The sequence below is a fragment of the Kitasatospora sp. NPDC096140 genome (assembly GCF_040303045.1).
Classification (GTDB): Bacteria; Actinomycetota; Actinomycetes; order Streptomycetales; family Streptomycetaceae; genus Kitasatospora.
In genome coordinates this window covers 106,424-120,734 of the sequence record NZ_JBEOUW010000018.1, presented here as the reverse complement: position 1 = coordinate 120,734, position 14,311 = coordinate 106,424, and the positions used below count along the sequence as shown (strand labels likewise).

General features: G+C 75.3%; 8 protein-coding genes. 3 read left to right on the top strand and 5 right to left on the bottom strand.

Features of this window, described 5'->3' with window-relative positions; genetic code table 11:
* Positions 1-25: 25 nt before the first annotated feature.
* From ABT048_RS20445 to ABT048_RS20425, 5 genes are all read right to left on the bottom strand, one after another.
* Positions 26-1,780 carry an ATP-binding cassette domain-containing protein gene (locus ABT048_RS20445; protein WP_350522842.1) on the bottom strand — a complete coding sequence of 585 codons (1,755 nt, stop codon included), beginning with the start codon at positions 1,778-1,780 and terminating at the stop codon, positions 26-28.
* Positions 1,781-2,062: 282 nt separating this feature from the next.
* Positions 2,063-3,727 carry an ATP-binding cassette domain-containing protein gene (locus ABT048_RS20440; RefSeq protein WP_350522841.1) on the bottom strand — a complete coding sequence of 555 codons (1,665 nt, stop codon included), beginning with the start codon at positions 3,725-3,727 and terminating at the stop codon, positions 2,063-2,065.
* 422 nt (positions 3,728-4,149) lie between these two features.
* Positions 4,150-4,275, bottom strand: coding sequence for a SapB/AmfS family lanthipeptide (locus ABT048_RS20435; RefSeq protein ID WP_350522840.1), 126 nt, complete (start codon positions 4,273-4,275; stop codon positions 4,150-4,152).
* A 190-nt stretch (positions 4,276-4,465) separates the two neighbouring features.
* Positions 4,466-7,192 carry a class III lanthionine synthetase LanKC gene (gene lanKC, locus ABT048_RS20430; RefSeq protein ID WP_350522839.1) on the bottom strand — a complete coding sequence of 909 codons (2,727 nt, stop codon included), beginning with the start codon at positions 7,190-7,192 and terminating at the stop codon, positions 4,466-4,468.
* 741 nt (positions 7,193-7,933) lie between these two features.
* A complete protein-coding gene (locus ABT048_RS20425; RefSeq protein WP_350522838.1) occupies positions 7,934-8,425 on the bottom strand; it encodes a DUF1269 domain-containing protein in 492 nt (163 codons plus the stop codon).
* A 277-nt stretch (positions 8,426-8,702) separates the two neighbouring features.
* Between ABT048_RS20425 and ABT048_RS20420 the strand changes: the two genes are divergently transcribed.
* From ABT048_RS20420 to ABT048_RS20410, 3 genes are read left to right on the top strand one after another with little or no spacing between them, the layout of a single operon-like run.
* Positions 8,703-9,650: a polyphosphate kinase 2 family protein gene (locus ABT048_RS20420; protein WP_350522837.1), complete on the top strand. Its 948-nt coding sequence runs from the start codon at positions 8,703-8,705 to the stop codon at positions 9,648-9,650.
* Between the two features lie 34 nt (positions 9,651-9,684).
* Positions 9,685-12,429: a cation-translocating P-type ATPase gene (locus ABT048_RS20415; protein ID WP_350522836.1), complete on the top strand. Its 2,745-nt coding sequence runs from the start codon at positions 9,685-9,687 to the stop codon at positions 12,427-12,429.
* A gap of 28 nt (positions 12,430-12,457) precedes the next feature.
* Complete coding sequence (locus ABT048_RS20410) at positions 12,458-14,194, top strand: SulP family inorganic anion transporter (RefSeq protein ID WP_350522835.1); 1,737 nt, start codon at positions 12,458-12,460, stop codon at positions 14,192-14,194.
* Positions 14,195-14,311: the final 117 nt, after the last annotated feature.

Sequence of the window (14,311 nt, the reverse complement as noted above, 5' to 3'; positions counted from 1 at the left end):
CCCCGGCTGACCCCGGCCCGCTCCGTCAGCTCCCGCCGGAGGGCGGCGCCGTGAGCCCGTCGGGCTCCGGTTCGCCGGTCAGCCGGCGGTAGGCGGGCACCTCGGCCAGCAGGCTGCGGTGCGTGCCCAGCCGGGGCCGCGACCCGTCCAGGAACAGGACCCGGTCCGCGCGGGCGGCCGGGCCGATCCGGTGGGTGATGGTCACGACCGTGCCGGGCCGGGAGCGGAAGGCCTGCTCGACCCGCCGTTCCGCGGTCGCGTCGAGGTGGCGGGTCGCCTCGTCGAGGATGACGAGGCGCGCCTCGCACAGGTGCGCACGGGCCAGCGCGATCAGCTGGCGTTCGCCAGGCGACAGCGCGGCCGGGGCGAGGTGCCCGTCCGGTCCGCCCAGCCGTTCCACCAGGGGCCGCGCGCCGACGGCGTCGACCGCGTCGAGCACGGCCGCCGTCGCGGCGTGCGGTGACAGCCACCGGAGGTTCTCCGAGACCGTCCCGGTGAAGACGTACGGATCCTGGGGGAGCAGGACCCGGGCCCGGGCGAGGTCCGGGCCGGTCAGCCGGGCGGGCGCGACCCCGCCGAGCAGCACCCGGCCGTCGTCCGGGGCCACGACGCCCGCCAGGACGTCGGCGAGCGTGGACTTGCCGATGCCCGACGGGCCGACGACGGCGAGGTGTTCGCCGTCGCGCAGGGCGAGGTCGAGCCGGTCGAGGACCGGGTCCGCGTCGGCGCCGTAGGCGAAGCAGACACCGGAGAGCACGACCGAACCGTCCACGGGGAAGGGGCCGGCGGGCGCCGCCGCTCGGTCGCGGGGTATTCCGTCCCCGGGCGTTCCGTCGCCGGGCGTTCCGTCCCCGGGCGTTCCGTTCGCGGAGGTCTCCGGACGGCTCGCCCCGGCGAGGCGGTCGGCGGCCACCGCGAGCCGGAGCCAGGAGGTGCCGGCGCCCTGCACCAGCAGCCGCAGGGCCGGTTCCAGTGTGCCCGTCAGGTACGCCAGCACGCCGACCACCGCGCCCGGGGTCAGCCCCCGGCCGACCAGGCCCGGCGCCGCCAGGACGACCAGCAGCAGCGGCAGGTGCGCGCCCAGGGACACGATCAGCCGGCGCGCGCCCGCGAGCCGGGCCAGGGCCAGGCCGGCCGCCTCGTTCGCCGCGACGGTGGCCAGCACCTCGCGCTCGGCCCCGTCCCGGGCGCCGCACGCGACCAGGTCGCGCAGCGCCCGCAGGACGTCGGCGCAGGACCGCGCCAGCTCCTCCTCCGCCGCGAAGGCCTCCCGCTGGCGCCGGGCGGTGGCCGGGGCGAGGGCCGCGAAGGCGAGCAGCGACAGCAGCAGCGGGCCCGCGATCAGCGCGGCGGCGGCCGGGGCGAGGGCGGCGCTGCCGGCCACCACGGCGACCACCGTCAGCGCGAAGTGGGACACCACCAGCAGTTGTCCCGCGACGGTGTCCCGGACCACCTCGACCTGACGGGTGAGCCGGGCGACCGCGACCGCCCCCGAACCGTCCGGTCGCCCGGGCGCGGCCGCGGCGTCGTGGAGCATGCCGGACACCACCCCGCCCAACAGCCGGTCGCGCATCGGCTCGACGACCTCGGCCAGCCACGGGTACGCCTGCCGTGACGCCCACGCGCCGGCCAGCGAGACCACGGCGAACAGGGCGAGCCAGCCCGCCGCCTGGGCCGGCCGGCCGGCGATGAAGCCGCGGTCGACCGCCAGCGCCAGCGCCTTGCCCGACACCAGCGCCGGCGCCGCCGAGAGCAGTGACCAGGCGAGGAGCCGGAGCACCGCCGGCCGGCTCCGGGCCAGTGCGGAACGCAGCAGGTGCAGGGCCGGTCGGTGCGGTCGATCCCGCGGGTGGGGCCGTTCCCGCGGGTGGGGCCGTTCCGGCGGGTGCGGTCGTTCCGGGCGGCGAGCGGTGGACGGGGGCATCGGGGCACCTTCCCGGGCGACGGGCCGTGGGTGACGTGGCGGGGGTGGCAGCGGGCGACGTGGCGGGAGGTGACGGGCAGCAGGTGACGGCGCGGCGATTGACCGCGGGCGCGCGGAGGCCCGGGAGGCCGGACCGCGTCAGTCCTGCGGGCCGCCGCCGAACAGGGCCCGGTAGGCGGGCACGCCGGAGAGCGCTTCGTGCGTGGACTGCGCGTGGACCCGGCCGGCGCGGAGCCAGACCACCGCGTCGGCGTGGGCGGCAACCGCGGCCCGCCGGGTGACCACCAGCCGGGTGCGGTCGCCCGCCTCGTCCCGCAGGGCCTGCAGCACCCGGTTCTCGGTGGCCGCGTCCAGGGAGGAGGTCGCGTCGTCCAGCACGAGCAGCCGGGCGTCGCGGGCCAACGCCCGTGCGATTCCCAGTCGTTGGCGCTCCCCGCCGGAGAACGGGGCTCGGCTCAGCGAGGTGCGGTAGCCCTCCGGGAGGCGGCGGACGAACACATCGGCCCCGGCCGCCCGGGCGGCCCGGTACAGGCGTTCCGCCGGGCCGGGCGGCAGGCCCAGGCCGATGGCGTCCGCGACCGTCCAGCCGGGCAGGGCGGGATCGGCGAAGGCGCAGGCGACGGCCGTGCGCAGCTCGTCGGGGTGGACGGCGGGCAGCGGGACGCCGTCCAGCAGGACGGTCCCCTCGTCCGGGTCGAGCAGGCCGGCGGCGACGGCGGCGAGCGCGGCGGTGGCGGCGTCGTCGGCACCGACCACGGCGATCCAACTCCCGCCGGGGAAGGTCAGGTCGAGCCGGTCGAGGACGGGGCCGCCGGGCCCGTGGACGACCACCCCGCGCAGCTCCAGGCGTCCGCCGCCGCCTGCGGCGGCCGGCAGCGGACGGGTGCCCGGGGCGCGGACCGGGGCGTCCAGCAGCTCGGTGAGCCGGGCGGTCCCGGCGCGGGCCCGGGAGACGTCGAGCAGGCTCTGGGCGGCGCCGAACCCGCCGAGCCCGATGCCGGTGTAGCCGAGCGCGGCCAGCAGCCCGCCGACGGACAGCGCGTGGGCGCCCACCGCGGCTCCGGCGGCCGCCAGCACGGCGAGTTGGGTCGCCGGGGCGAGCAGGGCCGAGCACCAGGCGATCCGGCGCTGACTGTCCCAGAGCTCCCGCCCGTGCCGGGACAGCGCGGGGACGGGGCGCAGGACGCGCGCGATCTCGCGGTCCACCGCGTGCGCGGCGGCGATGCTGCGGCTGCCGGAGACGGCGTCGAGCAGCCGGACCGCGATGTCGGCCTGCGCCTGCTGGTACCCCTCGCCGAGCCGGGTGGTGCGGCGCAGCTGGCGGCGGATCGCCGCGTACCCGAGCGGGGCGGTGCCGAGGAAGGCGAGCGCGGCGGTCGGCGCGAGCACCGCCAGGGCCACCAGGGCCGCTACGGCCATGGCGAGTTGGGCCACGGAGTAGACCACGGCCGGGGCGGCGAGGGCGGCCTGCGGGGCGCTGGCGGTCAGCCGGGCCGCGACGTCGCCGACCGGGAGCCGGTGCGCCCCGAGCGGGCTGCCGGCGAGCACCCGGCGCACTGCGTGCTCGCGCAGGCGTGCGGTGGCGTCGGTGGAGATCGCGGGGCCGGCGTACTGGCCGACGGCCTCGGAGCCGGCGAGCAGGACGAGCGTCCCGGCCAGCGGCAGGACGCCCCGGGCGCCCGCGCCGGCCAGCGCCGCGTCGACGGCGTGGGCGAGGACGGCGGGGAGGGCCAGGGTCGCGCCCGTGCTGGTGGCGACGGCGAGGGCCATGACGGCCGACCGGCGGTGCGTGAGGGCGAGCACCTGGCGCAGGCCCGTGGTCCGCCGCTTCCCGCCGGCGGGCCGCGCGGGGCCCGGGCCGGGGGGATCGGCCCGGGGAGGGCCGCCGCGCGGTGCCGGGCCGGCCGGCGCGGGTGCCGTACGGGCCGGATTCGTGTGGTCAGGATTCGTGTGGTCAGGATCTGTACGGGCGGGATCCGTTCGGAGCGCCGCGGGCGGGGAGGGTTCGGTCGGCACGGGTGACCTCCGGACGGGTGCCTCGCCCGGCCCGGGAACCGGGACCGGGCCCGGGAGGGCCGGGAAGGGCGGGAAGGGGCCGGAACGGGAACCGGGCCCCGGTCGCGTGACCGGGGCCCGGTGGCGTCCTCGGCGGGCCGGGCCCCGGACCCACGGGGCCGGCCCGCCTCGGACGCCGGCCGCGGGACGAGCCCGCGGCCGGCGGTTGCTCAGAGGCAGAGCAGGGTGCTGACCGTGCTGTTGGTGCAGTTGACGGCGCTCAGCGAGCTGAGGACCGAGCGGTACTCGACGGTCTCCTCGACGGTCTCCAGGGCCTGCAGGTTCAGGATCGACATGGTGAACTCCCATCGGGTGGTGGTGCGGTGCTCCCGGCAGTCGCCGGAACTCGTGGGCGGCGGTGACGCCGCGGGGTGGGCAGCCGGCCGGAGGTGGCGCTCGGCGTGCCGTGGGAACAGTCGGACCGGGCGGGACGTCCGGCTGGTCCGAGTGGTCGGGGCGGGTCGGGTGGTCGGGACGACCGGCCGCTCAGGCGGGGTTGGCGCGCGGTCCGACCGGGCCCGCCGCGGAGGGCCAGAACGGCATCGCCGGACTGTCCGCGAACACCGCCCCGAGCGCGGTCAGCACGCCGGCGGTGCCGGTGGCGAGGTCCATCGACAGGCGGAGCAACTGCTCGCCGGGGAAGGCCGGGTGGCCCTGGTAGGGGATGGCGTGCCAGGCGAGCCGGCGGATGTGGCGGCGGATCGTGTCCGCGTGCTCCGTGCCCCCGCCCTGGGCCTGCCGCAGCAGCGCGATCAGGCCGGCCCGTCCGTTGAACAGGCCCGACTGGACGATGAACTCGGGCCGGGCGGCGCCGCGGATCTGCTCCAGCCGTTCGGCGAGCGCGGCGTCCGGACGGTGCCGCAGGTAGGTGTGGAGGACGGCGGCGATGCCGGCGCTGCCGGACTCCAGGTAGGGCAGGACCCGGGTGCCGTCGTCGACCTGGAGGGTGCCGTCCTCGGCGAGGACGCAGCGGGCGAGGTCACGGTCCAGGGCGCGCCGGGCGAGGTCCAGCAGCGCCGGGTCGCCGGAGTCCTCGAAGAGGTGCAGCAGCAGGAGGGCGGCTCCGGTGGGGCCGTGCATCAACCCGGTCCGCGCCCCGGCCGCGGCCCCCGCCCCGGTGGCCGCGCCGTCCGGCAGGTGGAGTCCGAGCTTGGTGACGGCGCGTTCGGCGGCGTCGACGGCGGCTTCGTGCAGGGCCCGGTCGCCGGTGGTCCGCGCGAAGTGGCAGAGGGTCAGGCCGACTCCGGCCAGGCCGCCGGCGAGGTCGGGGCCGAGGCCGTCGACGTCGTCCTTGCCGAGCCGTTCCAGCAGGTCGAGGGCCTCGGTGCGCCGTCCTAGCAGGTCCAGGACGTAGGCGACGCCGTGTGCGCCGATGAACAGGCCGGACCGGCAGGGTTCCCGGTGCACCGCCGCGGTCAGCCAGCGGACGTGGTCGGGGTCGATCTCGGCGCCGGTGGTGTGCAGGGCCCAGAGCACCCCGGCCGCGCCGTAGGACAGGCCGAGTCCGTCGTGGGTGAACTGGCCCGGGTCGCCGGGGAAGAGCCGGTCGGTGCGGTCCGGTGTGGCGGCGGCCGTGATGGCGGCGGTGAGTTCCGCGCGCAGCCGGGGCCAGCTGTCGGGCCCGCCGTCCAGCAGCTCCTCGAAGGCGTGGTCCGGAGCTCCCACGGCGCCCGCGACCGGGACACCCGCGACCGCAGCGCCCGGGGCCGCAGTACCCGCGACCGCAGCGCCCGGGGCCGCAGTACCCGCGACCGCAGCGCCCGGGGCCGCAGTACCCGCGGCCGCAGCGCCCGGGGCCGAGACACCCGGGGCCGCGGCGGCCGGGGCCGGCGGGTCGGGCAGCAGCTGCGGGGACAGTCCGAACCGGTGCCGGGCGGCGCGGACGAGCGCACCCGCCTTGCCGGGGCTGAGGACGGTCAGCGGCATGAGCGGCAGGAAGAGCCACAGCCGGATGGCGGCCAGCGCGTGCTCGTCGACCGCGAACCCGGTCAGTCCGGGCGGGGCCGCGAAGCCGGCTGCGCCGAGCGCGGGCCGGAGGAACTCGTCGACGGGGGAGGCGAGTTCGAAGTCGACGAAGGCGACGCTGCCGTCCGGCCGGACGATCAGGTTGCGCGGGTGGAGGTCGCCGAACACGATGCCGCGGTCGTGGATCGTGCGCAGGCCCTCGGTCACGGCGTCGAGGATGCGCAGCGCCTCGGTCCGGTACTCCTCGACGGCGGCGGTGTCCGCGTCCGGGTGCACCAGCGGGTAGTTGAGCCCGAACCAGCGGTGCAGCGGTTCGCCCTCGACGTACTCCTGGACCAGGAAGTGGTGTTCCCACGCGGTGAGGTACCCGAGGGCGTCCGGCACGGCGTCCAGGCCGCGCAGCCGTTGCAGCACGTCGTGTTCGCGTCCGAGCCGGCGGACGGCGTCCTCGCCGCGCTGGTCCAGGCCGGCGTGCGGCCGGGCCTCCTTCAGCACCACCTGCGGGCCGCCGTCGTTGTGCCGGCCGAGGTAGATGCCGCCGCCGTTGGAGAAGTGCAGGGCCCGTTCCACCGCGTACGGGAACTCGCTCGGGCCGGTCCGCGCCGGGTCGGCCAGGGCCGGGGCGAGGACGGCGGGCACCGGTGCCCACTCGGGCACCTCGAAGACGGCCCGGCGGACGTCGGGGCGCAGCGCGCCGGAGGGTTCGCGGAAGGCGAGGACCAGTTCGCCGGTCTCGGTGCGGCAGAACTGCTCGACGAACCCGCCGTAGCGCAGGTAGAGCGGGCCCTCCCGCCAGCGGAGGTCGGAGAGGATGTACGGTCCGGGTTCGCCGGCGAGGGCGGCGTCGAGGTCGGTGAGACATCGCTCCAGGGCGTCGTCGCCGACCGGGTAGAGCGTCATGAACTTGCCGCTGGAGCCGCGCGGGGCGTACTTCGCGTTCTGCGTCTGGACCAGGGCCGGGCTGCGCAGGAACTTGAACGCCACGCGGTGGGTGAAGCAGTGGGTGCGGACGACGTCCAGGATCCGCGGGGCGTTGTCCATGCACGCCGAGACGTGGATCTTCCAGCCCTGCTCGGGCAGCCGGAGGTCGTCGGGCTGGAATCCCACCCACACCTCGCGGGCGTTGCGCGTCCAGCCGGCGGGTGCCGGTTCGACCGCCTCGGGGAACTCCTCCAGCGTGGCCCAGCGGACCGGCGAGTCGTAGAAGAGCGGGTCGGCGTAGGAGTACGCCTCGTAGCGCATGTCCATCGGAATCCTCCAGGAGGCGTCGAGCAGCGTCGCCGCGCACCGTCGTCCGGGCGCACGGCACCACTGGGCCGGGGGAGAAACCTGGGAGAGACGGGCCGCTCGTGTGAAGGCCTCGGGTGGGAGACCTGGGCACCTGGTGAGCGGCCCGGGGAGAGTCTGCGGTCAGCGTTCGGCCGGACGCCAGAGGCTCCGGGATGTTTGGCCGAATATCCCATCGGAATATTGATCGGAATGAATGGCATGGCCCCCCACCAGCGGTGATCGCTCCGGGTGCAGGGACGACTGCGCCCCGTCGCGGGGCGGCGGGGGACTGATCGACTCGGGCGCAGGTCGCGCGGCCCGGCCGGTGGTCCACGGCGGCGGCAGCCCGCCGGAGCGGCGGACCCGCAGCGGCCGGCGGCGGCGCCGCGGTCGTCACCCGGGGGGTGCGTACCGTTCGGTGGCGCACGATCACCCCCGGGGAACCCGGTCGTGGCCGGATTCCTCCCGGCGCTCGTCCGGCGCAGCCGTCGGCGCACCGGTCGGTCCGACGGCGCGCGCCCGGGGACGGACGATCTCCTGCGCCCGGGATGCCGACGGGGCGCCCGCCGTCACGGCGCGCGCCTCCTCCTCAGCACCCGGACGTCGGCGGCCTCACCGCCCGGACGTCGTCGGCTGCCGGCCAGGCGAACCGTGGCCACCCGGACCGTCCGGCCCGGAGCCCCCCGCCCGGAGCGGAGGACGCGCCCCGCGGCCCGGTCCTCACTCGCCCTCGGTGAACGCCTCGCGCAGCCGGGCCTCCTCCTCGGGCGAGAGGTTCGTCTCCAGGAGCTCGGCGTGCATGCCCTCGAACGAGGCCCGGACGGCGTCGAGCACGGCGTCCGTGCTGAGGACGAACAGCGCGGAGGTGCCGGGCGTCACCTTGTCCCGCAGCCGCTTGATGAAGTCCTCGTCGATGCCGAGGTGGGCGAGGTGGCCGCCCAGCGCGCCGCCGGCCGCGCCCACCGCGGCCCCGAGGATCGGCACGAAGAAGATCAGCCCGAGCAGGAAGCCCCAGAAGGCACCGCCCAGGGCGCCCATGCCGGTCATGTCGCTCAGGTGGCGGGTCTTCGGCTTCCGGGCGTCGCCCGGCCAGCTGACCACGGCTCCGTCCTGGACCTTGATCAGCTCCTGGCGCTGCAGTTTCTTCAGTGTTTCGAGGGCTTCGTCGGCTCCGGTCGCGGTGGGGAAGCGCCATACCGTCAGGGTCGCCATGATGGTCTCCGGTCAGAGGGGGTGCGCACGACAGGCCCATCGTCGGCCCGGCACCCCGGTGCCGCCACACCCGGCCACCGGACGGGGTACCCGGGGCCCGGGGGCCCGCCTTCACAACCGCCGGCCGCACCCCGGCCGCACCCCGGCCGGACCCCCGGCCGGACCCCGGCCGGACCGCCGACCAGGCCGCCCCGGAAGGACGCCGTCGGATTGCCGCGTCCACCCGGCTGCCGCAGCGTGGCACGTAGCACTCTCCCGAGAGGACGTGGTACGGGCGATGTCGGACGCACGGACGGCCAAGCGCATTGCGAAGTTCGTCAAGCCGCTGCGGGTGAAGCCGGGTTCGAGCGTGGACCTGGCGGAGGACTTCGACCCCCGCTACAAGGCGGGCCTGAAGAAGCGGCAGGGCGCGGAGCTGCTGCGCACCGGCGTCTCACTGCTCGCGGAGTACCAGGCGCGGCTGGCGGCCCAGGACACCTACGGCGTGCTGCTCTGCCTCCAGGCGCTCGACGCCGGCGGCAAGGACGGGACGATCCGCCACGTCATGAGCGGGGTGAACCCGCAGGGCGTCAAGGTGAGCGGCTTCAAGGTGCCCTCGACGGAGGAGCTGGACCACGACTACCTGTGGCGGTACGCGCAGCGGCTCCCGGCCCGCGGCGACATCGGGATCTTCAACCGGTCCCACTACGAGGAGGTCCTGGTGGTGCGGGTCCACCCGGAGAACCTCGACCGGCAGAAGCTGCCCGAGGAGGCCAAGGGCCCCGGGGTCTGGCACCGCCGCTACCGGGAGATCAACGACTGGGAGCGCTACCTCACCGACAACGGGATCAAGGTGGTGAAGGTCTTCCTGAACCTCTCGAAGGAGGAGCAGCGCACCCGTTTCCTGAAGCGGATCGACCTGCCGGAGAAGAACTGGAAGTTCTCCGCGGCCGACATCCGCGAGCGCGAGCGGTGGGACGACTACCAGGAGGCGTTCTCCGAGATGCTGTCGGCCACGAGCACGCCCTGGGCGCCCTGGTACGTCGTGCCGGCGGACCGCAAGTGGTTCGCGCGCATCTGCGCGGCGGCGGTGCTCGCCCACACGCTGATCGGGATCGATCCGCAGTACCCCACGGTCGGGGACGAGGCGCGGAAGGAACTCCTCGTCGCCAAGCGCCGCCTGGAGCGGGAGGCCCCCAGGGGCGCCGCGCGCGACCCGTACGCGGCCGAGCACCGCACCGACTGAGGCGACGTCGGCCTTCCGGACTTGAGGAGTGGACATGGCGGAGCAGAGCGGTCTGCCCGGACCGCAGGAGCCCCCGGACCCCTGGTACGCGCGGCCCGCCCGGGAGGTCGCGGCGGCGCTCGGCGTGGACCCGGCGACCGGGCTGACGGCGGCCAGGGCGGCCGAACTGCTCGCCGCGCACGGGCCGAACGCGCTGCCCGAGGAGAAGGCGAGGCCGAACTGGCTGCGCTTCCTCGACCAGTACCGCAGCTACATGCAGATCATCCTGGTGGCGGCGGCGGTGGTCTCGCTGGCGATCAAGGAGTGGACCACCGCGATCCTGCTGATCGTGCTGACCCTGTTCAACGCGGTCGTCGGCCTGCGGCAGGAGGGCAAGGCCGAGAGCGCGATGAACGCGCTGCGGTCGATGATGAAGGCCACCGCGCGGGTGCGGCGGGACGGTGCGGAGGCGGAGATCCCGGCCGAGCAGCTGGTCGTGGGCGACGTGGTGCTCGTCCGGGCGGGCGACGAGGTCCCGGCGGACGGCCGGATCGTCGAGGCCAGTGCGCTGCAGATCGACGAGTCGGCGCTGACCGGTGAGAGCGTCCCCGCCGCGAAGGACGCCGGCACCGTGACGGGCGAGCGGCTGAGCCCGGGTGACCAGACCGACATGGCGTTCATGAACACCCCGGTGACCCACGGCAGCGGACTGCTCGTCATCACCGCGACCGGGGAGGGCACCGAACTGGGCAAGATCTCCGGGATGCTGTCGGCCACCGAGAAGGAGCAGTCACCGCTCACCAGGGAGCTCAACACGCTGACGCTGTGGATCGCGGCGGCGGCCGGCCTGACCATGATCGTGATGTTCGCGCTCGGCCGCAGCCGCGACCAGGCCTGGGACGCCCTGTTCGTCAGCGCGGTCTCGCTGGCCATCGCGGCCATCCCGGAGGCGCTGCCGACGGTCAGCCAGGTCATCCTCTCCGTGGGCAGCCTCAACCTGGCCAAGCGGAACGCGATCGTCAAGGAGCTGCCGTCCGTCGAGACGCTCGGCTTCACCTCGGCGATCAACTCCGACAAGACCGGCACCCTGACGATGAACCAGATGACGGTGGTGGAGGTGGTCACCCCCGCGGACCGCTACACCGTCTCCGGCACCGGCTACCGCCTGGACGGGCGGATCCACCACGCCGCGGGCTCCGCCCCGAGCATCGAGGAGGCCGTCCTGCCCTACCTCGTCGCCAACGACGCCAAGCTGGTCGAGGGCCGGGTCGTCGGCGACCCGACCGAGGGCGCCCTGCTCGTCCTCGGCCACAAGGCCGGGCTGGACATCGAGGCCACCCGGGAGCGCTTCCCCCGCCTCGCCACCCTGCCCTTCGACCCGAGCTACAAGCTGATGGCCAGCTTCAACGAGGCGAAGGACGCGGACGGCCGGCCGGTGGTGCGGTGCTTCGTGAAGGGCGCGGCGCCCGCGGTGACGGCCCGCGCCGCCACCGCGCTCTCCAACGGCGCCGTCGTCCCCTGGGACGCGGACCTCAGCGGACGCGCCCAGGCGCAGACCGAGCGGATGGGCGGCGAGGGACTGCGGGTGATGGCCGGGGCCGTCCGTGACCTGGACCCGGCGGAGTTCGACCCGGACGGCGACCTCCTGGCGCTCGTCGACGGCCTGCGGATGACCAGCCTGGTGGCCATGGTCGACCCGCCGCGCGAGGAGTCACGGGTGGCGGTCGCCAGCGCGCAGGCCGCGCACATCCGGGTCCGCATGGTGACCGGCGACGACGTGACCACCGGGGCGGCCATCGCCCGTCAACTGGGCATCGACGGCGAGGCCGTCCTCGGCGCCGACTTCGCCGCCCTGCCGGAGCACGAGCGGCTGGCCCGGATCGACGGCATCGGCGTGGTCGGCCGGGTCGCGCCCGAGCACAAGGTGCTGCTCGCCGCCACGCTCAAGAAGAAGGGCGACGTGGTCGCGATGACCGGCGACGGCGTCAACGACGCGCCGGCCATCAAGGCCGCCGACATCGGGATCGCCATGGGCAGCGGCACCGACGCGGCGAAGAACGCGAGCCGGATGGTCCTCTCCGACGACAACTTCGCCACCATCGTCTACGCGGTGGAGGAGGGCCGGAAGCTCTACGACAACCTCACCAAGTACATCCGGTTCGTCCTGGTGCTGCTGGTGACCTTCGTGCTGACCTTCCTCGGCGCCGCGCTCCTGAACATCGCCGCGGGCGAGCCGTTCACCCCGGCACAGGTCCTGTGGGTCCACTTCGTGGTCAACGCCCCGTTCGGCTTCGCCCTCGGCTTCGACCGCGAGAGCCCCGGTCTGATGCGGCGCACCCCGCGCCCGCGCGGCGAGACGGTGCTGACCGGTCCGGTGATGGTCACCGTCGGGCTCGCCGGACTGGCCGTCACCGTCGCCCTGCTCGGGCTGACCAAGCTGGGCGAGGCGCACTACCACAGCGCGCAGGTCGGCAACTCGATCGCGTTCACCGCCTTCGCGCTCTGCCTGATCGTGGCGGCCTTCGAGTGCCGCAGCGAGCGGGCGTCCGCGCTGAGCGCCGACACCTTCGACAGCAAGCAGATGAACCGGGCGGCCCTGGGCGAGTTCGTCCTCGCGGTGCTGGTCACCCAGATGGACGCGTTCCACCGCATCCTCGGCACCACCGACATCGACGCCCGGCAGTTCGGCTGGGCGCTGCTGGCCGCCGTCGCCCTCCTGCTGCTGTGGGAGCTGGGCAAGTTCCTGGCCCGCAGGTCGCCGGCCGCCCGCGACACGGCCGCCGTCGCCGCCCGCCCGTGACGGGGTTCCGGAGTCCCTGAGGAGAACCATGACCACCGGTGCACCCGACCGAGGATGGCGCCGCGTGGTGCCCACCCTGCCGGGGCTCGCGGTGCTCCGCCGCTACCGGCGCGCCTGGCTGCGGGGCGACCTGCTGGCCGGTGCCACCGTGGTGGCCTACCTCGTGCCGCAGGTCATGGCGTACGCGAGCGTGGCGGGCCTGCCGCCCGTCACCGGACTGTGGGCCATCCTGCCCGCCATCGTGCTGTACGCCCTGGTCGGCTCCTCCCGCCTGCTGTCGGTCGGGCCCGAGTCGACCACCGCGCTGATGACCGCCACCGTGGTCGGGCCGATGGCCGGCGGCGACGCCGGCCGCTACGCCGTCCTGGCCGCGGGCCTCGCCGTGGTGGTCGGCCTGCTGTGCGTGCTGGCGTGGCTGGCCCGGCTCGGCTTCGTCGCCGACCTGCTCTCCCGGCCGGTGCTGATCGGCTACCTCGCCGGCGTGGCACTGATCATGATCGTCGACCAGCTGTCCAAGCTCACCGGGATCGACGTGCGCGGCGAGGGCTTCTTCCCGCAGCTGAGGTCGTTCGCGGCGGACATCACCGAGGCCCACCTGCCGACCGTCGCCTTCAGCGTCGCGACCCTGCTCTTCCTCTTCCTGGTGGCCCGCTTCCTCCCGCGCCTGCCCGGCCCGCTGCTGGCCGTCGTCCTCGGCACCGCGGTCTCGGCGGCGTTCTCGCTCAAGGACCACGGCATCGCGGTGATCGGCGAGATCCCGGCCGGACTGCCCGTGCCCAAGCTGCCGGACCTCTCCGAGCTGAACCGGCTGGTGCTGCCCGCGCTGGGCATCCTGCTCGTCGGCTACACCGACTTCATCCTCACCGCGCGCGCCTTCGAGAAGACCGGCGGGGAGGGGCGGCTGGACGCCAACCAGGAACTGCTGGGCCTCGGTGCGGTCAACCTCGGCGCCGGGTTCTTCCAGGGCTTCCCGGTGAGCAGCAGCGCCAGCCGTACCGCGCTGGCCGAGTCGGCGGGCGGCCGCAGCCAGGCGTACGCGCTCGCCGCCGGCCTCGGCGTGGTCGCCGTGCTGCTGTTCCTCAGTCCGCTGCTGCACGACACTCCGGACGCGGTGCTCGGCGCCCTGGTGGTGTTCGCCGCGGTGCGGATGATCGACCTCGCCGGTTTCCGCCGACTGGCCTCCTTCCGGAGCCGCGAACTGCTGCTCGCACTCGGCTGCATGGTCGGCGTGCTGGCCCTGGACATCCTCTACGGCGTGCTGGTGGCCGTCGGACTGTCGGTGATCGAGCTGCTCAGCCGGGTCGCGCGGCCGCACGACGCGGTGCTGGGCGTCGTCCCGGGCGTGGCCGGGATGCACGACGTCGACGACTACCCCGAGGCGCGGACGATCCCCGGACTGCTGATCTACCGCTACGACTCCCCGCTGTTCTTCGCCAACGCGGAGAACCTCCGCCGCCGCGCCCTCGCCGCCCTGGCCGAACAGCCCGGGCCGGTACGGTGGTTCGTCCTCAACACCGAGGCGAACGTCGAGGTGGACATCACCGCGCTGGACTCGCTGGACGCCCTGCGGCTCGAACTGGCCGACCGCGGCATCGTGTTCGCCCTCGCCCGGGTCAAGCAGGACCTGCGGGCCGAGCTCGACGCGTACGGCCTGAGCGACTCCGTCGGCGCGGACCGGATCTTCCCCGCCCTGTCGACGGCGGTCGCCGCCTACCGCGCCTGGGCGGGGGAGGACGGCAGCCCGGACGCCGCACCGCCCGACTGACGGAGAGGGACCACCGGGCCCGGACGACCGGGTCGTCCGACCCTGGGCGCCCCCGCGCCCCGACCCGATCCTGGAGGGGCCGACGGCGGGCCTCCCGCGGACCGCCCGGCACGACGG

Excerpts from the sequence above, each read along its gene's own strand:
- ABT048_RS20420 (WP_350522837.1), top strand. The coding sequence starts at position 8,703 with ATGTCGGACGCACGGACGGCCAAGCGCATTGCGAAGTTCGTCAAGCCG.
- ABT048_RS20425 (WP_350522838.1), bottom strand. The coding sequence starts at position 8,425 with ATGGCGACCCTGACGGTATGGCGCTTCCCCACCGCGACCGGAGCCGAC.
- ABT048_RS20435 (WP_350522840.1), bottom strand. The coding sequence starts at position 4,275 with ATGTCGATCCTGAACCTGCAGGCCCTGGAGACCGTCGAGGAGACCGTC.
- ABT048_RS20410 (WP_350522835.1), top strand. The coding sequence starts at position 12,458 with ATGACCACCGGTGCACCCGACCGAGGATGGCGCCGCGTGGTGCCCACC.
- ABT048_RS20415 (WP_350522836.1), top strand. The coding sequence starts at position 9,685 with ATGGCGGAGCAGAGCGGTCTGCCCGGACCGCAGGAGCCCCCGGACCCC.
- lanKC (WP_350522839.1), bottom strand. The coding sequence starts at position 7,192 with ATGGACATGCGCTACGAGGCGTACTCCTACGCCGACCCGCTCTTCTAC.